At 64.0% G+C, this 22,920-nt stretch carries 22 protein-coding genes; 6 read left to right on the top strand and 16 right to left on the bottom strand.

Going from position 1 to position 22,920, the window contains the following annotated elements:
• The first annotated feature begins 247 nt into the window (after window positions 1-247).
• On the top strand, window positions 248-547 hold the full coding sequence (locus AC5ZFO_RS11450) for a hypothetical protein (protein ID WP_282523386.1): 300 nt from the start codon (window positions 248-250) through the stop codon (window positions 545-547).
• 90 nt (window positions 548-637) lie between these two features.
• On the opposite strand, the gene AC5ZFO_RS11445 is transcribed toward AC5ZFO_RS11450, so the two are convergent.
• Entirely contained in the window at window positions 638-1,411 is a 774-nt protein-coding gene (locus tag AC5ZFO_RS11445; RefSeq protein WP_282523387.1) for a helix-turn-helix transcriptional regulator, read from the bottom strand.
• Window positions 1,412-1,520: 109 nt separating this feature from the next.
• Between AC5ZFO_RS11445 and AC5ZFO_RS11440 the strand changes: the two genes are divergently transcribed.
• Window positions 1,521-2,600, top strand: coding sequence for an alcohol dehydrogenase catalytic domain-containing protein (locus AC5ZFO_RS11440; RefSeq protein WP_496122083.1), 1,080 nt, complete (start codon window positions 1,521-1,523; stop codon window positions 2,598-2,600).
• A 130-nt stretch (window positions 2,601-2,730) separates the two neighbouring features.
• Here AC5ZFO_RS11440 and AC5ZFO_RS11435 read toward each other — a convergent pair whose 3' ends face one another.
• From AC5ZFO_RS11435 to AC5ZFO_RS11385, 11 genes are all read right to left on the bottom strand, one after another.
• On the bottom strand, window positions 2,731-3,435 hold the full coding sequence (locus AC5ZFO_RS11435) for an ABC transporter ATP-binding protein (RefSeq protein ID WP_028153958.1): 705 nt from the start codon (window positions 3,433-3,435) through the stop codon (window positions 2,731-2,733).
• 7 nt (window positions 3,436-3,442) lie between these two features.
• The gene (locus AC5ZFO_RS11430) at window positions 3,443-4,723 is read right to left on the bottom strand and encodes a lipoprotein-releasing ABC transporter permease subunit (RefSeq protein WP_014494909.1); all 1,281 of its coding nucleotides are present in this window, start codon (window positions 4,721-4,723) and stop codon (window positions 3,443-3,445) included.
• A 73-nt stretch (window positions 4,724-4,796) separates the two neighbouring features.
• A complete protein-coding gene (gene proS / locus AC5ZFO_RS11425) occupies window positions 4,797-6,116 on the bottom strand; it encodes a proline--tRNA ligase (protein ID WP_496122082.1) in 1,320 nt (439 codons plus the stop codon).
• A 151-nt stretch (window positions 6,117-6,267) separates the two neighbouring features.
• On the bottom strand, window positions 6,268-7,830 hold the full coding sequence (locus AC5ZFO_RS11420; protein WP_282523390.1) for a copper resistance CopC/CopD family protein: 1,563 nt from the start codon (window positions 7,828-7,830) through the stop codon (window positions 6,268-6,270).
• Window positions 7,830-8,348, bottom strand: a complete 519-nt coding sequence (locus tag AC5ZFO_RS11415; RefSeq protein WP_282523391.1) for a YcnI family copper-binding membrane protein — start codon at window positions 8,346-8,348, stop codon at window positions 7,830-7,832. The genes AC5ZFO_RS11420 and AC5ZFO_RS11415 overlap by 1 nt, the downstream gene beginning before the upstream one ends.
• A 20-nt stretch (window positions 8,349-8,368) precedes the next feature.
• The gene (locus AC5ZFO_RS11410; RefSeq protein WP_282523392.1) at window positions 8,369-8,803 is read right to left on the bottom strand and encodes a hypothetical protein; all 435 of its coding nucleotides are present in this window, start codon (window positions 8,801-8,803) and stop codon (window positions 8,369-8,371) included.
• A complete protein-coding gene (locus tag AC5ZFO_RS11405) occupies window positions 8,803-9,324 on the bottom strand; it encodes a copper chaperone PCu(A)C (RefSeq protein WP_282523393.1) in 522 nt (173 codons plus the stop codon). Before AC5ZFO_RS11405 ends, AC5ZFO_RS11410 begins: the two co-directional genes overlap by 1 nt.
• Window positions 9,325-9,352: 28 nt before the next feature.
• A complete protein-coding gene (locus AC5ZFO_RS11400) occupies window positions 9,353-9,850 on the bottom strand; it encodes a TlpA family protein disulfide reductase (RefSeq protein WP_282523394.1) in 498 nt (165 codons plus the stop codon).
• A complete protein-coding gene (locus AC5ZFO_RS11395) occupies window positions 9,847-11,058 on the bottom strand; it encodes a sialidase family protein (RefSeq protein WP_282523395.1) in 1,212 nt (403 codons plus the stop codon). The genes AC5ZFO_RS11400 and AC5ZFO_RS11395 overlap by 4 nt, the downstream gene beginning before the upstream one ends.
• Before the next feature lie 26 nt (window positions 11,059-11,084).
• On the bottom strand, window positions 11,085-13,490 hold the full coding sequence (locus AC5ZFO_RS11390; RefSeq protein ID WP_282523396.1) for a TonB-dependent receptor family protein: 2,406 nt from the start codon (window positions 13,488-13,490) through the stop codon (window positions 11,085-11,087).
• A gap of 84 nt (window positions 13,491-13,574) precedes the next feature.
• Complete coding sequence (locus AC5ZFO_RS11385) at window positions 13,575-13,949, bottom strand: DUF2946 domain-containing protein (RefSeq protein WP_282523397.1); 375 nt, start codon at window positions 13,947-13,949, stop codon at window positions 13,575-13,577.
• Between the two features lie 499 nt (window positions 13,950-14,448).
• Here AC5ZFO_RS11385 and AC5ZFO_RS11380 point away from each other — a divergent pair, with 499 nt between their 5' ends.
• From AC5ZFO_RS11380 to AC5ZFO_RS11365, 4 genes are all read left to right on the top strand, one after another.
• Window positions 14,449-14,853, top strand: a complete 405-nt coding sequence (locus AC5ZFO_RS11380) for a globin (protein WP_282523398.1) — start codon at window positions 14,449-14,451, stop codon at window positions 14,851-14,853.
• A gap of 139 nt (window positions 14,854-14,992) precedes the next feature.
• Window positions 14,993-16,015: a sugar ABC transporter substrate-binding protein gene (locus AC5ZFO_RS11375; protein WP_028155964.1), complete on the top strand. Its 1,023-nt coding sequence runs from the start codon at window positions 14,993-14,995 to the stop codon at window positions 16,013-16,015.
• A 6-nt stretch (window positions 16,016-16,021) separates the two neighbouring features.
• On the top strand, window positions 16,022-17,524 hold the full coding sequence (locus AC5ZFO_RS11370; RefSeq protein WP_282523399.1) for a sugar ABC transporter ATP-binding protein: 1,503 nt from the start codon (window positions 16,022-16,024) through the stop codon (window positions 17,522-17,524).
• A 12-nt stretch (window positions 17,525-17,536) separates the two neighbouring features.
• Window positions 17,537-18,565 carry an ABC transporter permease gene (locus tag AC5ZFO_RS11365; RefSeq protein ID WP_028149079.1) on the top strand — a complete coding sequence of 343 codons (1,029 nt, stop codon included), beginning with the start codon at window positions 17,537-17,539 and terminating at the stop codon, window positions 18,563-18,565.
• 243 nt (window positions 18,566-18,808) lie between these two features.
• Here the strand turns inward: AC5ZFO_RS11365 and AC5ZFO_RS11360 are convergent, their stop codons facing one another.
• From AC5ZFO_RS11360 to AC5ZFO_RS11345, 4 genes are all read right to left on the bottom strand, one after another.
• Window positions 18,809-19,852, bottom strand: a complete 1,044-nt coding sequence (locus tag AC5ZFO_RS11360; RefSeq protein ID WP_496122081.1) for a medium chain dehydrogenase/reductase family protein — start codon at window positions 19,850-19,852, stop codon at window positions 18,809-18,811.
• A gap of 375 nt (window positions 19,853-20,227) precedes the next feature.
• Window positions 20,228-21,028, bottom strand: a complete 801-nt coding sequence (locus tag AC5ZFO_RS11355; protein ID WP_282523401.1) for a class I SAM-dependent methyltransferase — start codon at window positions 21,026-21,028, stop codon at window positions 20,228-20,230.
• Window positions 21,029-21,180: 152 nt separating this feature from the next.
• On the bottom strand, window positions 21,181-21,969 hold the full coding sequence (locus AC5ZFO_RS11350) for an ABC transporter ATP-binding protein (protein ID WP_259258893.1): 789 nt from the start codon (window positions 21,967-21,969) through the stop codon (window positions 21,181-21,183).
• A complete protein-coding gene (locus AC5ZFO_RS11345; protein WP_404979841.1) occupies window positions 21,963-22,901 on the bottom strand; it encodes an ABC transporter permease in 939 nt (312 codons plus the stop codon). The genes AC5ZFO_RS11350 and AC5ZFO_RS11345 overlap by 7 nt, the downstream gene beginning before the upstream one ends.
• Window positions 22,902-22,920: the final 19 nt, after the last annotated feature.

The following is a 22,920-nucleotide window of genomic DNA, read 5'->3' as shown; positions in this document are numbered from 1 at the left end:
AGGGGCCAAACGCCCGGATTCCGAAGAGTAGCAAATCTTCGCGTCTTCGTTTTGGTCAGGGTTGCAGACTAAGTTTACCTCCGCTCAGGTTGTTGCTTGGCAAGCGACGGTTCTTCCGCTTGCGAAGCCTGAACCTGGATCACGCCACTGAAGACGAACCTTCATCGAGATTGAACCGGAGGTTCGCTCCTCAAACGTCGCTCGATACATGCCTCTTGGACAGTTTACACAGCTATGGAGGTAGCCCATGCCGATCGTTCAATTTACTCGCTTCAAGACCGACAAGGTCGAGGAAACGGTCCAGATCATCAGGCAGGCGAAGAAGATCTTTGAAAAACACGGTGCCGAATTTCTTCGGCTCTCCCGTTTCCACACCGGTCCCTGGGCAGGAGAGTTGCTGGTTACGACGCGCTACTCCAGTTGGGAAGTTTACGGCAAGGTGCAGGAGGCCGTTTCAAAGGACCCGGAGTTTGCGCAGGTGCAGGCTGAAGGAATGAAGATTGCCGAACTACAGGGCCGTAACATCGCCGTCAGCATCGATCTCTAGTCGGGGCGCCGCCCCGCAAACCACAATAAGCGCGGAGGCCACGGGACATATGCCGGTGGCCTTCCCGATCTGATTGCAACGTTCTACGCCCTAGACTGGCGTGTAGATCACGAGCTTCAGCGCGGGATCGTCATTGGCCTGAAAACTCGTGTGCTCGAAATGGAGCACGCCCAGAGTCGGATGAGACATCGTCTTGAGGCCCGAGGCGGTGCTGCGGATCTCGTGGGCTTCCCACCATTTGACGAATTCCGGGCTGCCCTGCCGCAGCCGTGTCAGCAACTCCGCAAAGGCGGGATCGCCGGCCCAGACGTCGTGGGTGGCGCGAAACATCGCGACCATGCGCTTGGCGACCTCCGCCCAGCCCGCGCCGTAAGCCTTGCGCGTCTGCTTGTTGGTCATCATCAGGAGCATCGTGTTGCGATCCTCCTCTGGCAACCGGCCGAACGCAAAAACCTGCTCGGCGGCGTCGTTCCAGGCCAGCACGTCCCAGCGCCGCCCGGTGATATAGGCCGGATGCGGCAGGCTCTCGATCAGCCGCAGGATCGGCAGCGGCACGATCTCGCGCACGAACGCCCGCTTGTCGCCGTCGCGCGCCAGCGCCTTGAGATGCGCATGCTCGGTCTTGCTCAGGCGCAGCGCACGGGCGAGTGCGTCGACGGTCGTGACCGAGGGGCTGACGGTGCGGCCCTGCTCGAGCCGGATGTACCAGTCGACACCGATGCCGGCGAGCTGGGCGACCTCCTCGCGGCGCAGGCCCGCGGTGCGCCGGCGGCTGCCCGCGGGAAGACCGACCGTCTTCGGCGTCAGCTTTTCGCGGCGGGACCGCAGGAAGTCGCCGAATTCGATGCGGCGCGGGTCGGCCATGACGAGCGTCCTCGATGGAGGGCCTGAAGAATACTAGGATAATACCAGGCCTTCCTGACCTTTCCAAGACGGCGCATATGCCCGTTCACCCGACTTTGAGGTGAACATCATGAAAGCTGCCGTACTCAAATCCTTCGGATCGCCGCTGGTGATCGAGAATGTGCCGGAGCCGGTGCTCGGCACCGGCGAGGTCATCGTCGACGTCGTCGCCACGCGCGTCCTGTCCTACATGAACGAGGTTTTCAGCGGGATGCGAAACTACGCGCTCGACCTGCCGATCATCCCGGGTCCCGGCGGCATCGGCCGGGTGCGCGCGATCGGCCCGGACGCGACCAAGCTCGCCGTTGGCGACTGGGTGTTCTGCGACCCGACGGTGCGTTCGCGCGATGACATCGTGGCGCCCGATATCGCCCTGCAAGGGCTCACGGCCGCCGGCCCCGGCGGTATGCGCCTGCAACGGCATTTTCGCCACGGCTCCTATGCCGAGCGGATGCGCGTGCCGACCGAGAACGTGAAACGGCTTGGCGCGCTCACGTCCGCGGAAGCCTCGCAATGGTGCGCGCTGGGGACGGCGCTGGTGCCCTATGGCGGCTTCCTCGCCGCCAACCTTCAGCCCGGCGAGACCGTGCTGGTGAGCGGCGCCACCGGCAATTTCGGCAGCGCGGCCGTCTCCGTCGCGCTCGCGATGGGCGCGGCCTGCGTGGTCGCGCCCGGTCGCAACGACAGGATTTTGGCCGACCTCGTCCGCCGCTTCGGCGATCGGGTGAAGCCGGTGAAACTCACCGGCAACGAGAGCGACGACTGCGAAAGCATGAAGCGCGCCGCACCGGGGCCGATCGACTGCGTGTTCGACATCATGCCGCCCTCGGTCAGCACGACCGTCGTACGCGCGGCGATCATGACGGTGCGCGCTTACGGCCGCGTCGTGCTGATGGGCGGTGTCGGCATGGCGGGCGGCGCCGGCCTCGAGCTGCCCTACCCCTGGATCATGCGCAACTGCATCAGCATCCACGGCGTCTGGATGTATCCGCCGGATGCAGCGAGCCGCCTGATCGCGCTGGTGCGCGCCGGACTGTTGCGGCTGGAGGAGTACGAGACCACGGCCTTCGACCTCGACCATGCCAACGACGCCGTGGCACATGCGGCCGCCAATGGCGGACCGTTCAAATTGACGGTGATCAGGCCGTAACGGCCCCTCCGCTGCGGCGATGCGCCGTCGCAGCCGATAGGCCCGACATGTCAAATGGCTGGAAGGCGTCACCCCGATCGTAGCCGGCCAAGGCCGGCTACTGTGCATGGGGTTGTTTTCGCACTTTTTATTATTCGAGCTCGACGACCTGGCCGTTCGACAGCGACACGCGCCGGTCCATGCGGCCGGCCAGCTCCATGTTGTGGGTCGCGATCAGCATGGAGACCTTGGTCGCCTTGACCAGCTGCATCAGGGCCTGGAAGACGTGATCGGCCGTGTGCGGATCGAGGTTGCCGGTCGGCTCGTCCGCGAAGAGCACCCGCGGCGCGTTGGCCACCGCGCGCGCGATGGCGACGCGCTGCTGCTCGCCGCCCGACAGTTCCGCGGGCCGATGGGTGATGCGGTCGCCGAGGCCGAGATAGCCGAGGATCTCCTTGGCGCGCTTGACGCTCTCCGACTTCTTCAGGCCGCGGATCATCTGCGGCATCATCACGTTCTCGAGCGCCGAGAACTCCGGCAGCAGCCGGTGCGACTGGTAGACGAAGCCGATATCGGTGCGGCGAAGCTGGGTACGCTCGATATCGGGCAGCTGCGAGGTCGGCGCACCATTGACATAGACCTCGCCGGAATCGGGCGCCTCGAGCAGCCCTGCGATGTGCAGCAACGTCGATTTGCCCGAGCCCGACGGCGCGACCAACGCCACCGATTGCCCGGCCCACAGCGCGAGCTTGGCGTTGTCGAGGATCGTCAGCGGCACCTCGCCCTGCAAGTACTGCCGCTTTATCTCGTGGAGATAAATGACCGGTACATCTTCCGCCCCCTGCTGGCTCTCCATCAGCCCCTCACTCGTACCGCAGCGCTTCGACGGGATCGAGGCGCGCGGCGCGCCACGACGGGTACAGCGTCGCAAGGAACGACAGCGTCAGCGCCATGATGACGACCGCCGTGGTCTCGCCGACGTCGATCTCGGCGGGCAGCTTCGACAGGAAGTAGAGCTCCGGCGAGAACAGCTCGGTGCTGGTCAGCCAGGACAGGAATTGCCTGATGGACTCGATGTTGAGACAGATCACGAGGCCGACGAAAAAGCCGACCAGGGTACCGACCACGCCGATCGAGGCGCCCGTGATCAGGAAGACGCGCATGATCGAGCCTTGCGAGGCGCCCATCGTGCGCAGGATCGCGATGTCGCTGCCCTTGTCCTTCACCAGCATGATCAGGCCGGAGACGATGTTGAGCGCGGCCACCAGCACGATCATGGTCAGGATCAGGAACATCACGTTGCGCTCGACCTGGAGCGCGTTGAAGAAGGTCGAGTTGCGCTGCCGCCAGTCGACCAGGAACACCGGCCGGCCCGCGGCCTCCGTCACCGCCTTGCGGAAGGCGTCGATCTTGTCGGGGTTGGTGGTGAACACCTCGATCGAGGTGACGTCGTTGCTGCGGTTGAAATAGGCCTGAGCTTCGGCCAGTGGCATGAACACGAAGCCGAGATCGTATTCGGACATGCCGATCTCGAACACCGCCACGATCTTGTAAGGTTTTATGCGCGGTGTCGTGCCCATCGGGGTGACCGCGCCCTTCGGCGCCACCAGCGTCACGCTGTCGCCGGCATGCAAGGACAGCTGGTCGGCGAGGCGGCGGCCGATCGCGACCCCCTGCCCGTCGTCAAAACCCTCGAGCGAGCCCTGCTTGATGTTCTTGGCGATCGAGGTGAGGTTGTTGAGGTCGTCGGAGCGGATGCCACGCACCAGGACGCCCGAGGCGTTCCACGGCGAGGACGCCAGCGCCTGGCCGTCGACCACGGGCGCTGCGAGCCGGATGCCCTGGACCTGGCTGAGGCGGTCGGCGACGTCCTTCCAGTCGGTCAGGGGCGATTCCAGCGGCTGCACCAGGATGTGGCCGTTGAGGCCCAAAATCTTGTCGAGCAGCTCCTTGCGAAAGCCGTTCATCACCGCCATCACGATGATCAGCGTCGCCACGCCCAGCATGATGCCGAGGAAGGAGAACCCGGCGATGACCGAGATGAATCCCTCCTTGCGGCGCGCCCGCAGATAGCGCGCCGACAGCATCCACTCGAATGGCGCAAAAGGCGCGGTTTGCTTGGTCTCGGTCATGGTCTCATCCATCGCTCGATAATCCCATGATTCGGGGTCAATTGTGGCCGGATTGGCGGCCGCGATATCGCGCGATGAACAATATTCAGCCGACCAGCCGCGCGACCGCGTCCGCAGGCGACATCGTCTCGCGGGAGCCGTCACTGCGCTTCTTGATCTCGACCTTGCCCTCGGCGAGGCCCTTCGGCCCGATCGTGATCTGCCAGGGGATGCCGATCAGGTCGGCGGCGGCGAATTTGGCGCCGGCCCGCTGGTCGGTGTCGTCGTAAAGCACGTCGACGCCCTTGGCGGTGAGCTCGGCATAGAGCTTCTCGCAGGCCGCATCGACCGCGGCATCGCCCTGCTTGAGATTGAGAATCGACACGCGGAACGGGGCCACCGCCTCCGGCCATTTGATGCCGGCATCGTCATGGCAGGCCTCGATGATGGCACCTAACAGGCGCGAGACGCCGACCCCGTAGGAGCCGCCATGGATCGGCACGTCGACGCCGTCGGGGCCCGCAACCAGCGCCTTCATCGCGTCGGAATATTTCGTGCCGAAATAGAAGATCTGCCCGACCTCGATGCCGCGGGTGTTCACCCGCTTGTCCGCAGGCACTTCCTGCTCGAAGCGCGCGGCGTCGTGGACGTCTTCCGTCGCCGCATAGACCGAGGTCCATTGCTTGATGATCGGCGTCAGGTCGCCGTCATAGTCGACGTCCTCGCCCGGCACCGGCAGGTCCAGCACGTCGCGATTGATGAACACGCCAGATTCGCCGGTCTCGGCGAGCACGATGAACTCGTGGCTGAGATCGCCGCCGATCGGGCCGGTCTCGGCGCGCATCGGGATCGCCTTCAGCCCCATCCGCGCGAAGGTGCGCAAATAGGCCACGAACATCTTGTTGTAGGCGACGCGCGCGGCGGCCTCGTTGAGGTCGAAGGAATAGGCGTCCTTCATCAGGAACTCGCGGCCGCGCATCACGCCGAAACGCGGACGCTGCTCGTCGCGGAATTTCCATTGGATATGATAGAGATTCAGCGGCAGGTTCTTGTACGACTTGACGTAGGCGCGGAAGATCTCGGTGATCATTTCCTCGTTGGTCGGCCCGTACAGCAGCTCGCGTTTGTGGCGGTCGGCGATGCGCAGCATTTCCGGGCCGTAGGCGTCATAGCGGCCGCTCTCGCGCCAGAGGTCCGCGAGCTGGAGCGTCGGCATCAGGAGTTCCAGCGCGCCGGAACGGTCCTGCTCCTCGCGCACGATCTGCTCGATCTTCTTAAGCACGCGGAAGCCGAGCGGCAGCCAGGCATAGATGCCGGCCGCCTCCTGCCGGATCATGCCGGCGCGCAGCATCAGCCGATGCGAGACGATCTCCGCCTCTTTCGGATTTTCCTTCAGGATGGGCAGAAAGAATCGCGACAACCGCATGGCAATACTCTGGGAATCAGTGATCGCCTGCAGTGAAAGCGGATTGGGAGCGAAAACACAAGACCGGGAATGAGGAAAAGCCGCTAAGGCGGCGGAATTCCTGTCATTTTTCCGTTGCCTTCAGGTTCAGCATGAACCGCACCGGCACGCTTTAAGGTAGCCCCAGATCGAGCTCGTCCTCCAGCGTGACCTTCTCGAAATCGGTCACCAGAGCGTCGATCCGCACATGCCAGCGACCGGCGAAGGGAAGCTCGACCTTGCGCACGTGCCAATAGCCGTCCGGCTCGAGCGAGGCGCCCCGGTCCATCGGCTCGATGCCACGCTCCGGCAGGCTCAGGGTCAGCGTCACCTCCTTCGCGATCAGCGGCGTGGCCTCGCCGGTCATCAGCTGGAGCACAAAATCGTCGAGCCCGGCCTTGCCCGGCGAGACCAGCACCTGGAACATCGCCCTGTCGCTGTGGATGTGGATCGCCAGCGGCGTCTCGGGAATGATCGTCCGCGGCGGCGGCGTGAAGCGCCAGCCGGCGACGACGGCAAGGATGGCGAGTGCGATCGCGCCTTCCAGCAGGATCGAGCGCTTGAGCGCGGGCGTCCCTTTCTCGTCCTGGGCCAGGGCCGGTGTCAGCCTGAACCGATTGAGCGCGGCGAGCGCCAGCAATCCTGTGACCAATGCAAGCTTGATCGAGAGGATGAGTCCGTAGCGGGTCTCGACCAGCGCCACCGGCTTTTCGAGCTGAACGATCGCGAGTGCGAGGCCGGTCAAGGCCAGCACGCCGACCGCCAGCGCAGCGATGCGGGAAAAGCGGTTCACGACGGGAAGCGTCGCGGTCGTCGGCTTCGACACCAGCGCGACCAGCGGGGCGAGAGCACCGATCCAGATGGTGACGCCGAGACCGTGGAGAAAGATCGCCGGCCGGGTCAACGCCTCCGGCGGGGCCGTTGCGGCGTGCCCGGTCATGGCAAGCGACAGGCCGACGCCGACGAGCGCGATGATCGCAAGAGCGCGCGCATACCATGCGCTGCGCAGCGCCATCAACGCGAGCAGCATCGCAGCAATCGCAACCAGCAGCGCGGGGCCGGCGCTGGTCGCGAACGCGACCTTCCAGGGGGCGGCCGTCGCGAGAGCCGCTGGCAGCAGCCCGAGAAGATCGAGGCCCAACGCACCAACGGACGCTGCGGCGCTCGGAATGCCGATGGCGAGCGCTACGCGCGGAACGGTCATGCCCGTCGTCGACCACGCAACCCAGCGCGCAAAGAACACGCCACCGACACCGACGAACAGCCCGACATAGAGACCGACCCGCGCCAGCCAGATCAGCACGTTCAACCCGCGATCCGCATTGGCGGGAGGTTGCGTCCCCGTCGGCATGCCGATCGAGAAGATCACCGATCCCGCGACGGGATGGCCATCCTGCGAGATCACGCGATAGCTGACGACCGCAGTGCCCTGCGGCAGGTCGGGCGGCATCGCGACCGAGATCGTTTCGCCCGACGCGCTGACGCGCGCATCGTCCCGCGCCCTACCCGCGCCGTCGATCAGTTGGATTGCGCCCGGCGTCACCGCCTCGTTGAAGCGCAGTTCCACCGCCTTCGGCGCGCTCGCAAGCATGCTCCCGCTCGCCGGCTCGACCGCGACGAGCGCCGCATGTGCCGACGCGCCGGTTGTGAAGCCGACAATGCAGAGGAGCGTCGCGAGCGCGGCGAGCAGGCGCATCAGGGCTTTGGCAGCAGCTTCACGCCCGGCGCCGGCGATTTGCCCTCATGCGAATGCCCCGCCCCGTCCGCCGGGATCTCGATCCAGCGGCTGACGCCAGTCTCGCACTCCTGAACGACAGGAAAATACAGCGTCGTGTCGGGCTTCAGGCTGTTGGTCAGGAAGCTGCTGATGACGAACTCGTCGTAATTGTGATCCGGCAGCTTGCCGCCGGACCAGGCCACCTCCCTGACGCCGGTGGAAAGCTTGTTGCCGTGATAGTCGTATTCATTGGCGTACTTGCCTTCGACGACATCAACGCTCCAGCCCGCCTTCGGCATCGGCTTCACCGCGATCACACCTTCCGGAATCTGCACCCTGATCTTCACCGTGGGCGAACCCGCGCAGCCGTGCGGCACGGCGAAGACGGCCTTGTAGTAGGAACCAACCGTCGCCTGCTTGGTCTCGAGCGTGATATGCGCCGATGCCGGCGACGCCGCCAGCACGGCGATCAGGAACAGGCAGGATTTCTTCGACATGTTTGGGTCCTTCTACATCGTCACTTGATCAGGATCGGCGATTCCACGCTGACATGATCGGCCTCGGAGATCGAAATTCCGAGACCCAGCATCCAGCGTCCGGGCGTCAATTGCGCGACCTTCACGTGCCAGCTGTCCTCGCCGTCGCGCAAGGCCTCGACCGGCGCGAGCTTCCGGCCGGACTGCGTGTCCACGAGCGTCACCGACACGGCTTTGGCCGTGAGCGGCGTCTCGTCCGTGGTTTCGAGCTGGATGGCGATCTCGACCGGGCCGGCGCGGCCCGGCGAGACCGTGACATTGGCCATGGCCTTCTCGGTGTGCAGATGCGTGAAGAAGCTGTCGTCGTCCGTCGCCGCCGCAAGCGGTGTCGCGGCAACCGACAGCAACGCAGCCATCGCGAGCGCAAGGCCTGTGAGGGATCGACGCGAGATCATCGGAGACTTGATCAGCTTCATCACATTTTCATTCCCGAATGATCCGGCATTTTCTTCATCATGTGCCCGCCATCGCCGGGCGCCTGCGCACCGACGCCCTGGACGTCGAGGGAGACGGCGACCTTGCCGGCCTTCTCGAACTCCAGCGTCACCGGTACCTTGTCACCCTGCTTGAACGGACCCTTCAGCTCCTGGAGCATCAGATGATTGCCGCCGGGCGCGAGCTTCACCGTCTTGCCGGCATCGATCACAAGCCCCTTGTCGAGCGGACGCATCTTCATCACACCGTTGTCCATCGCCATCTCATGGACCTCGGTCTTTCCCGCGATGTCGGCGGAAACGCTGACCAGCCTGTCCGCCGTTGTCCCCTTGTTCTCGATGGTGAGATAGCCGCCGGCGACCTTGGCGCCGCCCGGCGTCGCGCGGCTCCAGGCCTGCGAGATGACGAGATCGCCGGCCTTGACGTCCTCGGCCGCCGCTGGTGCTGTGCAGAGCGCGAGAGCGAATGCTGCGAGCAGCAGATCTTTCAACATGGTCTTCATATCGGTATTCCCGTTTGCAGATTGAATGTCAGTGTGTGGCGAGCTGTTGGCCCGACCATTTTTCGAGATCGGCCATCTCGGCCGAGCCTTCGATCGTCGTGATTGTCCCGTCCCGGGAGATGAGCATGGTACGGGGAATGTCGCCCTGCCAGGCGGGATCGATCTCGAACCTCAAACGCTCGACAAAACCATCGTTGAAGATGAAGTTCTCGGTCGACGACAGCCCCGCCTTGTCAAGCATCGACTGCGTTGCCGCGGGCAGGTTCGGCACGAGATCGGCGCTGATCGTGACCACGTCGATCCCGGGATGGTCCTTCGCAAACTGCCCGAGCAGCGGCAGCTCGACCTTGCAGGGCCCGCAGGTCACGCCCCAGAAATGCACGAGCGTCGGGCGGCCCGCATGCCCCCTAAGGACGCCTTGCCAGGTGCCGCGCTCGAACGGTTTCAGGGCCGGCGCTGCTCCGAGCGTGGCCGCTGACGCGATCAGGATACCCAGACCCAGAATGGCTGCAAATCCACGTTTCATGGCTGGTCCTCGATTGCTGTGAGCCGATAGCCATCCGCTTTCGTCATCCATGACAAATAGACCTGTCGGCCATTGGAAACGAGCAAGGGATGATCGGAGGTGTCGGTCGTGCTCGATATCGTCTTCGGCGGCGACCAGCTCTCGCCGTCGTCGCGGGAAATCATCATCTGGACCGAGGTCTTCTCGCCGTCGAACTCCTTCCAGACCATCACCGTTCCCGCCGCACCTGCGAGCACGTAAGGACGCGTCGGATTGCGGCTCGGCTGCCCCAGCGCCATGGGCGCAGAGAAGGTGCGGCCTTCGTCGCGCGAGTGGGCGTAGAACAATCCCTTGCGCGCCTTGCCGTTCGTGTACCAGGCGACGTGATAGGTCCCATTCGGCGCAACGGTGAGGCTCGGTCCGTGATGCGGGCAGGCGTTGATCTGCCAATCGTCATTGCTGACCCGATGGATTTCACCCGGCGTCGAGACGTCGGCGAAGGTCATGACCGCGTGATCGCGCACGCCGCCCTCGAAGATATTTCTGAAGATCACCGCCGGCCGCCCGGGCGCCGCGAATGTCAGCCCCAACCGGCAGCATTCGCAAGTGTTGTCACGCGCAAGCTTCGCCTCAGTATAGGTGGCGCCGCCGTCGCGCGACGAGGCAAAGAACAGCCCTGCTCCCTCGTACTTCCGTCCCGCCTCCTTCGCGGGAACGCGATTGCGCTTGTCCAGCCACGCCGCGAAGACCGTTCCATCCTGATCGAGCGCCAGCGCTTCAAAACGTTGGCTCTCATTGTTGGCGGTGATGGGCTTCAGCTCCGCAAAGCTCTTCCCGCCGTCGGCTGAGCGTGTGTAGAGCACCTGGCCGTTGAAAGCCTCATCCCTGAAGATCGAGAATGCGAGCGCGATGCCGCCCTTGCGATCGACCACGATCTTCGGCCGCGCATCCGGCCCCCAGTCGAGGTTCAGCCGCTTCGTCGTGACCTGGACGGGAGCCGAGAAACTGCGCCCCTCATCCTGCGAACTCGCAACGGAAACCTGCCCGCCCGCCATCCAGACCAGCCACAGCGTTCCGTCCGGTCCGAATGCGGGCGTCACTTTGGTCGCGCAGCGCAGTGTCGGCTCTTCGCACGCCGCTTCGGACGTGTGCTGACCATGCATCTGCGCGAGCGCCGCACCTTGCAATAAGGCGAGAGCAGCTATCCCGAGCAAGCCATTTCGGACCATGGCCCTATTCCCTTCGAGAGCCCGGATCATCTGAATGCCACCTTCATACCCGCAACGAACAGGCGCGGCGAGCCCGCGTAGATCGATCCCGTCGTGTTTGCGAGCACGCTCGCAGGATTTTGAAGGCCGGCCGCCGTCACCGTATTGGCGATGTTGTTTGCCGACGCGACGTAGGTACGGTCGAAAACATTCCTGACTTCAAGGAACAGGTTCAGGGATCTGAAGGTGTCGGACACCAGTTCGGTCTTGTAGTGGACGTTCAAATTGACCAGCTCATAACCCGGCGCCTTCAGCAGATTTGCATTGTCCATGTAGAAGGAGTCCTTCCACTGGACTTCCACGAAGCCACCGAGACCTGCCAGTGGCCCGGCAAATTCGTCGTAGCCGACCCGGGCTGTCAGCTCGTTGGGCGAGATGCCGGGGATCTTGTTGCCGGCCCGGTTGAAGCTGAAGACCGCACCATTGGTGATGTTCTCGACATACTCGGTATAGACCTCGTCGAGGTAGGTGTACGCCGCCATGAACCGCCAGCCCGGAGAGAACTTCCAGTCGGCCGCAAGCTCGATGCCGCGATGCTCCGAGCGCGGCGCATTGAACGTGTAGCTCGTGTTAGGTGAATTGACAGGCGTTGCCTGCGATACAAGTTCGTCGCGAAAGAACTCGTAAAAGCCCGTCGCGCTGACTTTGAGCGTGTTGTTCGGTATCCAGTCGAAACCGAGGTCGTAGCCCAGATTTTTCTGAGCCTGGAGCTGGGTATTGTTGCCCGACTGCCCACTCGGCAGGACAAACAGGTTCGAAACCTGCGGAGTGCCGTACCCCGTAGCAACCCGCCCCCTGAGCAGCCACTCGTTGTTCACCGCATAGAGCAACGCTAGTTCAGGCGCAGTGTTCTGGAATTGCCTGTCCGCGGTCGTCAGCGTCGTCGTGGTAATGCCTGTGGGGCCAGCGTACGCATACGCAGTGTTGATCCCCTTGAGAACGGTAGTTTCCCAGCCGATGCCTGCGACAGCCGTCAAGGATGTCGTCAGCTTGAGCTCTTCCCGCGCGCGAACGCCGTAATTGGTCGTCTGGCTATAAAGATTGCTCGACAGACTGCCGAGTGTGGCATTGCCCCCCGGCATGACGTTCCGCGTGTCGCTCGAGGCCGTCAGGGTGTTGTAGAAGGCACCGAAGAACGTGGTCGATTCCAGGCCGATAATCTCGCCCCGCTTGGTGACGTCGCTCATGAAATTGTACGAGGGAAAATCTCCGATCGCGCTGGTCGTGCCGGTCGGCTGATTGATGTTCCTGTCGTCGAACACGAACTGGTTGCGCCAGGTCGTGGTGTTGTCGAAATCGTGCTCCCAGCGGCCGCCGACGATGGTGCGGCGGTCGTTGCGGCCAAGCCCGGCCTGCACGGCCGTCTCCTTGTCGGTTCCAGCGGTTGCATTGAAGCCGTTGTTGAACAGTGTGACCGTGCCGCATCCGGCAGCGGCCGAGACGCCGGTCGCACAGCCCTGCTGGAAAGGGTTTTGATAGTACTGGTTCAGCGACTGCCGGATCGGCAACCGCGCGCTGAGGTCGTTGTTGATGATCTTGACCGTGAAGCGGTCGTCGGGCGTCGCCTTGAGCGTGCCGAGGAAGTTGACGGTCTGCGTATTGAACCAGCTGTTGCCGATATAGCCGTCGCCTCGCGTGTCGCTTGCGAACAGCGAGCCCTCGAAGTTCCCGACCTTCTTGCCGGCCGCGAAGTAATTGTTGAGATAGCCGTAGCTGCCGCCGTCGACGCCATATTCGACGCCGTCGATCGTGCCGCCCGGCCGTGTCCGGAAATTGAGCGCGCCGCCGGTCGCATAATTGCCGTAGAGCGCCGACGAGGGGCCGCGGATCACGTCGATGGCGGCATAGGCGCGCGGATCGATCAGGTCACTGCGCGATAGGCCGTCCGGCTGCGTCACCGGAAAACCGTCGTCGAAGATCACGAGATTGCGGATGCCGAAGCCGTTGCGGGCGTTGGAGCCGCGGATCGAGATGCCGATATCGCGGGGTCCGTTGCCCTGCTTCACCGATATGCCGGGGCTCTCGCGCAGCACGTCGGCCACGGTAACCGCCGGCCGGTTGTCGAACTGGCTGCGATAGATGGTCGTCTCGGTCTGGCCGGTTGGTGCCTGATTGAGACCGTCTCGCGCCGCGCTGGCCGTCACGGCCCGGTTTGGGGTCGATGCGCTGACGCCCGCACTCGGCGTAACGGGCCTCGCGGCGCGGCCGGCCGAAGCGGATCGCGGCCGCGAAGGCCGGGTGACTGGTTTGGCACGGCCAGTCTGCGGCGCCTCAACGGTCACCGCCGGCAGTTCCGTGTTCGTGCTTTGAGCAAAGACTCCGCTCGACGACGCAAGCAGCGCGGCCTGGACCGCGACGACGCTCACGCCACGGCGGGCATGACAACGTAACATGGGGCATTCCTGACGCCGGCTTTCTCTCCGGCCATTCGACAGCATCGATCGCCTACGGACGGACCGCGGCAATCACGAGGGTCGTCAGGAAAATTGAGGTGGCGCGCGCGCCTGGCCGCTTGTGCCCTTATGGATCGCGACGGCGGATACATCCGCCGCATGCCACACCACGCGCGCGGCGTGGCGGAAGGGAATGGCGAGCGCAACGTGCGGCGGCGAATCGAGCGATGCGCCTGCCTGCGCCAGGCAGCACAGCGCGCACGCGGCGCCATGTGCGGTCGGCGCGCCGGTTTGGTCGTTCAGACCGCCCTGCTCGCTGGCGCTGTGGCAGATGACGCCGGCAGACAACGGATCGGCCACGGCCTGGCCGGCCGCCAGACAGGCGGCAATCGGCGCCAGCACCTGCATCACCAAAGCGAGCAGGACCAGGGGTAGGAATTTTTGCAGCCGTGCGCGCATCCGCCGAACCATTCGTTCGCCTACGAACTAAACACCTCGCCGAGACCTGAGTCGAGGTCAGTTCCGCCGGCTTCTTGGCCCACCGCAAATTTCTCGAAAACTGTGGTCGGGCCGCCCCACCGAGGGGAAGACCGGCATTTGAGGCAGTCCGGCAATCCTGCCCCATCCACAGATTTCTTATATTTGTCATATGCTTACAAGGAAAACAGCCCGATCATTTCGTCAGCTGCTCTAATTTTGAACAATCGTTGCTGAAAATGATGACAAGTGAGAAAAGTTGATCTAGCATCCCTCTTGCTCAGGCCTGACCGTGAGGTCGAAGTCTGGTGGTCCAAGTCTCGGGAGGAGCCCCTGGCGCGCAAAACGCAGCGTCGCCCCGTCAATCAAGAGCAAATCTTAGAATCGGGGATAATAGGGTCGACACAATTTTCGAGCGGGGCTAGGGCCCCGCTCTTTTTTTGCCCGCAAGTCTTCTTTTGCCCGCATGGCTTCGATGCCGATGAGCGCTCCCTCTAATCCAATCGAAAACAGCTTCGAACTCGCAGCATCGCGTTGCGCGGATCTCACGCCACTCGTTTACCAACGGCTGTTCGAACAGCATCCCGAAACGCAGACCATGTTCCGCTCGCAGGGCAGCGAGCTGGTGATGGGATCGATGCTTGCGCTGACGATCGAGGCGATCCTCGACTTCGCTGGTGAGCGTCGGGGCCACTTCAGGCTGATCGCCTGCGAGGTCGCCTCGCACGATGGCTACGGCACTCCGCGCGAGCTGTTCATCGCGTTCTTCGCCGTCATCAGGGATACGCTGCGCGACCTGCTCGGCGACGAATGGTCGCCGGACATCGCACAGGCCTGGGACCGGCTGCTCGCCGAGATCGACGCCTTCGCCACCATTCCGGCCTGACGCTTTGCGCTGCACCAACACAAGCTGCGGCGATCTCGCGATCGATTGCAGATTGAGTGGCAGGAACTCTTGTGAGAGACTTTCGGACATCGGTCGCGCAATCAATGACGCGCCGACGAAAATTTTATGGGAGCGAGCGATGTCCGGGACGAAAGATTTCTCGACGACGAGGCGCGATCTTCTTCAGGCGGCGGCGACCGCCGGCGCCGCGACTGCCCTTCTCGGCAGCATGGGCATAAACCCCGCCCTTGCAGCCGAGGTCGGACGATCCGAGAAGCCGCTGAAGGCGGCCTTCTCCAATGCGGGCCTCCAGGCCACCTGGTGCGCCCAAGGCAAACAGGCGGCGGAATTCTGGGGCAAGCTGTTCAATGTCGAGGTGACCTGGTTCGATGGCCAGCTCGATGCGGTGAAGCAGCGCGCGGCGATCGACAACATGGCCTCGCAAAAATGGGACTTCGTCGCGATCCAGGCCTTCGGCATCGGCACCCTCACCCAGCCCGTGCAGAAGATGATCGATGCCGGCACGCCGGTGATCGACATGGACACGCTGATTGCCCCGCTCGACCAGATCAACGTCCACTCCTTCCTTGCCCCCGACAACGAGTTCATGGGCGCCTCGGTGACGCAGGCGCTGTGCAACGCCATGGGCGGCAAAGGCAAGATCATCATGACGCAGGGCGCGCTCGGCCATACCGGCGCGCAAGGCCGGGCCAAAGGCTTCAACACCGTCGTCAAGCAGTTCCCGAACATCGAGGTGCTCGACACCCAGCCCGCCGACTGGGACGTGTCGAAAACCGCGCGACTCTGGGAAACCTATCTGACCAAATATCCGCAGATCGACGCGGCATTCTTCCACAATGACGACATGGCGCTCGCCGCCGCCAACATCATGAAGGCGCGCAATCGCACCAACATCCTGATCGGCGGCGTCGATGCGATGCCACCGGCGATCCAGGCGGTGAGCGAAGGCCGCATGTTCGCGACCGTACGCAATCCGTCCTGCCGCATCCATGGCGGCGCCATCATCGCGGGCGTTTCCGCCGTGGTCGGCGGCGAGAAGAGCGGACAGGGCATTCCCAAGAACGTCGTCACCGACGGCCCGGTCGTGACCAAGGCCAACGCCGCCGGGATGCAGTGGATGCAGGATCACTTCCTGATCTGAGCCTCCATGCGAGAGGATCGTTCGCCCATCCTGGAACTACTGGGCATCACGAAGAGCTTCGGCGGCGTCGAGGCGCTTCGTGGTGTCGACTTCGCGCTCTCACCCGGCGAGATCCACGGTCTCGTCGGCGAGAACGGCGCGGGCAAAAGCACGCTGATGAAGATCATCGCCGGCGTGCACAGCGAATTCTCTGGCCGCTTCCTGATCGACGGGAAGGAGACGCATTTCCGCTCCGCCCGCGATGCGCACGCGGCCGGCATCGCCATGGTGCATCAGGAGCTCTCCGTCGCGCCCGATCTTACCGTCGCCGAGAACGTGTTCCTGGGCAACCAGCCGACCAACCGGTTCGGCCTCGTGCAATGGCGGCGCATGGCGCGCGAGGCCGGCGAGCAGCTCGCCCGATTCGGCATCGACGTCGATCCGATGTCCAGGCTCGGCGACCTCCCGATCGGGCTGCAGCAGCTGATCGAAATCGCCCGCGTGCTGTTCTCCGGCGCCCGCATCGTCATTCTGGACGAGCCGACCTCCGCCCTCTCCCCGCCCGAGGTCGAGCGGCTGTTCGCGACGCTGCGACGGCTGCGCGAGGAAGGCACTGCAATCGTCTTCATCTCTCATTTCATCGAGGACATCCTGCTTGTGTCCGACACGGTGACCGTGTTCCGCAATGGGCGGAAGGTCGCCGAGACAGCTAGCGTCGCGACCAGCAAGGGCGCGCTGATCGAGGCCATGATCGGCCGCGGCGGCGAGGCGCTCGAGCACAGCTACACCGATGACCTCATGTTGCCTCGGCCGAGCGACAGTTCCGTCGTCCTGAAGGTCGACCAATTGTCGCTGGCACGCAGCCTGAAGGACATCTCCTTCGAGGCGCGCGCCGGCGAGGTGCTCGGCATCTACGGGTTCATGGGCTGCGGCCAGCAGGAGCTGTCGCGCATCCTGTTCGGCAAGCTGAAGCCGGACGGCGGCACGCTCGCGGTCGAGGGCAAGCCAAGAACCTTCGCCAGCACGGCGGCGGCGCGGCGCGCCGGCGTGGCTCTGGTGCCCGAGAGCCGGCGCGCCATGCTGTTTCACCAGGAGCCGGTCTACAAGAACATCTCGATCAGCATTCTCGACCGCATCTCGTCGCTGCTGCTCAAGCCGGCGCAGGAGCGCGACATCGCCAGGCGCCAGGTCGAGCAGCTGCAGATCAGGCCGCCGGTGGTCGGCCTCGACCTCGGCATGCTCTCCGGCGGCAACCAGCAGAAGGTCGCGCTGGCGAAATGGCTGACCTATCCGCCGAAGCTGCTGGTGCTGTGCGAGCCGACCCGCGGCATGGATGTCGGCGCCAAGAACGACGTCATCAACATCGTCCGCGATCTCCGCGCCAAGGGGCTCGCGGTCATCGTCCTGTCGACCGAGCCGGAAACGGTGCTGTCGCTGGCCGACCGCATCCTCGTGCTCAAGCGCGGCGCATTGGTGCGGGAATTCAAGAACGAGCCGGTCAGCAAGGACCGCTTGCTGGAAGCGGCGTGACGGAGAAGCACCATGGCGAGCAGTGAGACGGCTTTGGCGGCGGGTCGGCGGCCGCGCGGCGTAGCGCCCTTCCTGCGCTCGCAGATGCGCAACATCGCGCCGTTCCTCACCCTGATCTTCCTGTCCGCCTTCTTCGCCTTTGCCAGCCCCTCCTTCGCGACGCTGGACAATCTCGGCAACATCCTCACGCAGGTGTCGGTCACCGGCATCATCGCGGTCGGCCTCACCTTCGTGATCCTCTGCGCCGAGATCGACCTCTCGATCGCCAGCATCGCCAACGTCACCGGCATCGCGGTCGCCTACTTCACGCTGCAGGAATCCTACGTCAACATCGCCAACATCCCCCTGCCCGGCGCGGTCGCGATCATCCTGTCGATCCTGCTCTGCGCGCTGCTCGGCCTCGTCAACGCGCTCGGCCTGACCGTGATCGGCATCCCCTCCTTCATCATGACGCTGGCCATGATGCAGATCGCGGCCGGCGTCTCGGCGCTGCTGGTGCGCGGCCAGATCGCCTACAAGGTGCCCGGCCTGATCACCACGCTCGGCTCGGGCTCGATCGGCGGCATCCCCTGGATCGTCATCGTCGCGGCCATCATGCTGCTCGGCGGCCATCTGGTGCTGACCTATACGCGCTTCGGCCGCTACGTCTACATGGTCGGCGGCAACCGTGAAGCGGCCGAATATTCCGGCCTCAACGTCAAGCTCATCCTCGGCGCCGTCATGGTGATCTCGGCCGTGTGCTCGGGCATCGGCGGCATGCTCGGCGTCGCCCATTTCGGGAGCGCGCAGCAGAACGAGTTCGACACCTATCTGCTCGACTCCATCGCCGCCGTCGTCGTCGGCGGCACCAGCCTGTTCGGCGGCCGCGGCGGCATCGGCAACACCATCGTCGGGCTGTTCGTTCTCGGTGTCCTGAATAACGGCCTCGACCACGTCAACATCGACAGTTTCCTGAAGATCCTGATCCGCGGCCTGATCCTGCTGGCGGCGCTGGTCATCAACGTCTACGCGCAGCGGCTGAGGGAAAAAGCGGCGGAGTAGACGGCCCTCAAAAACAAAAAACGCGAAAACAACCCCATGCACAGTAGAAGCTATGAGGAAGTTCAGCCCCTTACCAAACCCGCAATTGCGTGAGCGCGACCGCATCGACGTTTGACACGTCGGGCAAAACAGGAGCAGGATGTCATCATGGCGCCCGCTTCGAAAGGCCGGTATCTCCCCCGTCATTGCGAGCGCAGCGAAGCAATCCAGGAATCTATCCGTGGATACATGTCTGGCGCCGTCTCAGGCAGCCCGCTGGTTGTGTCGCGACGAGAGATCCGGGCACAGCACGAGCTTGCCCTCGAGGCCACCAGTCTCGAGGCGACGGTGAGCATCGGCGACCTCGTCGAAGGAGATCCGCTCGGCGACGCGCGGCCGGATGGCACCAGTTGCCAAAAGCCCGAACAGCCGCTCCAAGTCCTCCTTGAACCAGGTGGGATGTCGCGTCCGCATGGCATTTACCGAGTAAAACCGGGCCCGCTTGCCGCCGGGCAACAATCTCCACAGGTAAAGGCGCGCGATCTCCATCACGATAGGGAGCATGCGACGCTGTGCTTGCACGCTCGCCGAGAAACCGATGGCACAGAGCAGTCCGCCTGGCTTGAGCGCCGCGTATGAGCGGCGATAGCCGTCTTCGCCAACGCCGTCGACGATGACGTCGAACCCGCCCGGCAGGACCCGCGTGAAGTCCTCATGCTTGTAGTCGATCGGCGTTGCGCCTAGCTCTCGGACGAGCGCCATGTGCTCGCCGCGCGCGGTGCCCCACAGCTCGATGCCGGCCAGTCTCCCGAGCACGAGCAGCGCCTGGCCGACCGCGCCGGCGGCGCCGTGCACGAGCACGCGCTGGCCTCGCTGGACCCGGGCCGCGCGGTGCAGAAGCTGGTACGCGGTCGTCCAGCTCAAGATCAACGTGGCCGCCTCCGCCGCGTCTACGCCCTCCGGCACGCGGGCCACGTCGTTCGCCCGAAGCGTGCGATAGTCGGCGTTTGACCCGACCACCGTCATGTCGGCCACGCGGTCGCCAATCTGAAAGTCGTGCACGCCTTCACCGAGCTGATCGATTGCCCCGACCACGTCGTAGCCCATTACGAACGGCGGCCGGAGGCCCATCGTTTGCGGGTATAGATGGCGCCTGATCAACACCTCGGTGTAGTTGAGGCTCGACGCAAGTACACGGACCCGCAGCTCGCCCCGGCTGGCGGTCGGCAAGGGAGCGTCGACCACCTCCAGCCTCTCGGGATCACCGAAGAGGCTGACTTGAACAACTCGATTGCGCGGCTCCATCATCGGCGATCTCCTTGCAATGTCGTGATCCAGCGCAAGGACGGGCACACTTCCGCAACGACTTTGCATCGCCACCTCGGCAAGCATTGAGGATATGGCCGGCCTGAAGTTCTACCTTGATCTGGCTCAAAGCAGCCAGTCCGATGGGGACGGCCCAGTAGAGCCGAAGGTCCATTTTGGTCCCGAGCCGAAGAAGCCCAAGAAGCCTCGCAGGTATCGGCTGTCAGGGGCAGACCGGACCTCTCTCGCGTGCCCCTCGGCCGCTGCTTCTGACCCCAAAGCTGACCTCGCCCATCGCGACAATTCCGAAGGCCGCCGCGCGATTCGGTGAACGATTTCGGGTTCAGGACCTCCGAAGAGACGGCTCTGGCCGGTGAGTTAGGGAACGATGCCTCGGCACGCCCACGCGACGTTTGCAAAGGACCTCGGGCCATCTGGCCGGCCGGCCTCGTAGGCATCGCGCACGGCGGCATCGGTGCGCGCTCGCTCCGCAGCGTCGAGCGCTGCCACATACGTACCGAGCGGACCTTCGCCAGCGGCAATCGGCGCCCAATAGTCGGCAAAGCTTTTGTAGTCCATGCGGATCATCAGCTCCACTTCGGCAATGTCCACGAGACCCTGTTCGGCAAAAGTCCGTCGCAGTTCGCCCGGCTGCATCATCGGTTGAAAGCAATAGCGACTGCGCAGCTGGCGCCCGCTTTCACCGAGTGCCGCGACCGTGTCGACCATCATTCGCATGCCGGGCATGCCGCCGAGATGATCCCACACCGCTGCCGCGACCACGCCGCCGGACCGAACGACGCGGCGCATCTCGGCTACTGCTTTGCCCGCTTCGGGAACGAAGTGGAGCACGAGAAGCGCCAAAGCGCGATCGAACGTGCCGCCCTCAAAGGGCAGTGCACAGGCATCAGCCTGCCGGACTTTTATTCGCGGGTTTGTGTTGCGCCGGATCACGTCCTCGACAAAGACTGGTGAATAGTCGATCGCGGTAATCTCGGCGAGGTCGGCGGCTCTGGCCAGCGTGAAGGTCAGGCTACCGGTGCCGCAGCCGATGTCGAGAATCCTTTCGCCGTCGGAAACCCCTGTGAAGTCGATGAAGAGCCCCGCGAGTCTTCGGCTCCAGCGGCCCATGAGCTGCTCATAGCCCGCGGCGTTGTGGACGTTGAATTCTGAGGTCATCGAAGTGTCCGTGCGCTTCCCAAATTTATAGATCCCCACGAGGTGGCTACATAGCCGCTAACACAATCGCGTTGCGATCGCGGCAAGCACGCCGTGCTGCTTGCTCTGTGATGCGTATGAAAATATCCGTCACGGCGAGCTCCTTTTGACGGCTACCATGCCTCATCGAGGCCGAGTTGCTCGAACACCTCGCGACGAAGCTCAACGAAGTGCGGATCGCCCCGGTGGCGAGGATAGGGCTGGCTGTTGACGACTTCGGCCTTGATCCGTGCAGGTCGGTCGCTCAGCACGATGACGCGGCCGGCGAGCAAGAGCGCCTCCTCGACATCGTGCGTGACAAGCAGCGCCGTGAAGCGCGAGCGCTGCCAAAGTGATACAAGTTCCGCCTGCATCGCGATGCGCGTCAGCGAGTCGAGCTGGCCCAAAGGTTCGTCGAGAATGAGCAGCTTCGGGTCGTTGACAAGCGCACGCGCCAGAGCGGCGCGTTGCGCCATGCCACCGGAAAGCTGGTGCGGGTAGGCATTGGCGAAGCCCGTGAGCCCCACCAGGCGCAAGGCGTCTTCGATACGCCCGCCATGAGTGCGTAGCAACCCGCGGGCTTCCAGACCGAGTGCAACGTTGCTCCGTACCGTCCGCCATGGATAGAGCGTTGGGTCTTGAAAAACGACGACGCGCGACGGATCGGGTGCTTCGATCTCTCTTCCCTCCGCTAGCAGGGAGCCGGCTGTTGGAGTGTCGAGCCCCGCGACCAGCCGCAGCAGGGTCGATTTTCCGCACCCACTCGGACCCAGGAGAGCGACAAATTCGCCGCGGCCGACCTGAAGGCTGATGCGGTCCAATACCGGCAGGGGCTGCCCTTCGAGATCGAAGCTGTGGCTCACTTCGCGGAGCGTTAGCGTCGATCCACGGACCGCGTGATCGCTTGCGATCGCCGCTACCATCGCACCAGACCTTTCTGCCAGGATAGCAGGCGGTCCCGCAAGCGGAACAGCAGCGTGATCAGCCCGGAGCACAAGAACGCCATAAGCAGCAGCGCGGCGTACATATTGGCATAGGCCGCCCAACCTTGCGCCCATTGCAGGTACCAGCCGAGCCCCGCCTTCACGCCCAGCATCTCGGCTACGACAAGAACCGCAAACGAGTTGCCGAGACCCATGAACAGGCCGACAAAGACATGTGGCATTGCCGCCGGAATGGCAACCTTGAGCACGAGGAAGCGCTGGGTTGCTCCCAATGTCCGCGCAATATCGTAATAGGCGCTCTTCACGCAGGCGACGCCCGACCAGGTCAGCACGGTGACCGGAAACCCGGTGGCGAGCGCAATCAGGAAAATGCTGGCGCTGAAGCTCGACGGGAAAACGAAAAATGCGAGCGGCAGCCAAGCTGTCGCGGGCAGCGGCCCGATGAACCGCAAAACTGGATGGATCCAATAACCGGCGAGCCGCGACCAGCCGATCGCCACGCCGGTTACGAACCCCACCGCCGCACCGAGAAAATAACCGGTCGCGAGCAGACGCGCTGAGGCGAAGATGCCTTCAGCCAGCCGCCCCCAATCATCGATTACGACTTCGACAATGGCCTGCGGCGGCGGAAAGAACGGCAACGGCAGCAATCCGAGCTTCGCCGTGACGGCCTCCCAGGCAGCAAAAAACAGCGCGAGCGCAAACAGCCACGGGGAGAGCCGCTGGAGACGCTGAAAAGCACCAAAACGAACGCCTGCAAAGGCTGCCAAGGCAAGGGCAACGGCCAATACGGCGCAGGCGATGGCGAAGCTGCCCGTGTAGGTCCAATCGCTTTCGGGCTTATCCGGCCAGAACGCAGTGAGCGCGGCAACCACAAGCCATGCGGCGGCCACAGACAGTCCGCCGATCAACGACCGAGTGGTCGAACTT

It is taken from the genome of Bradyrhizobium sp. Unk1 (genome assembly GCF_059512345.1).
Note: the sequence above shows the minus strand (reverse complement) of the source record. Positions and strands in the feature narration are given on the sequence as shown.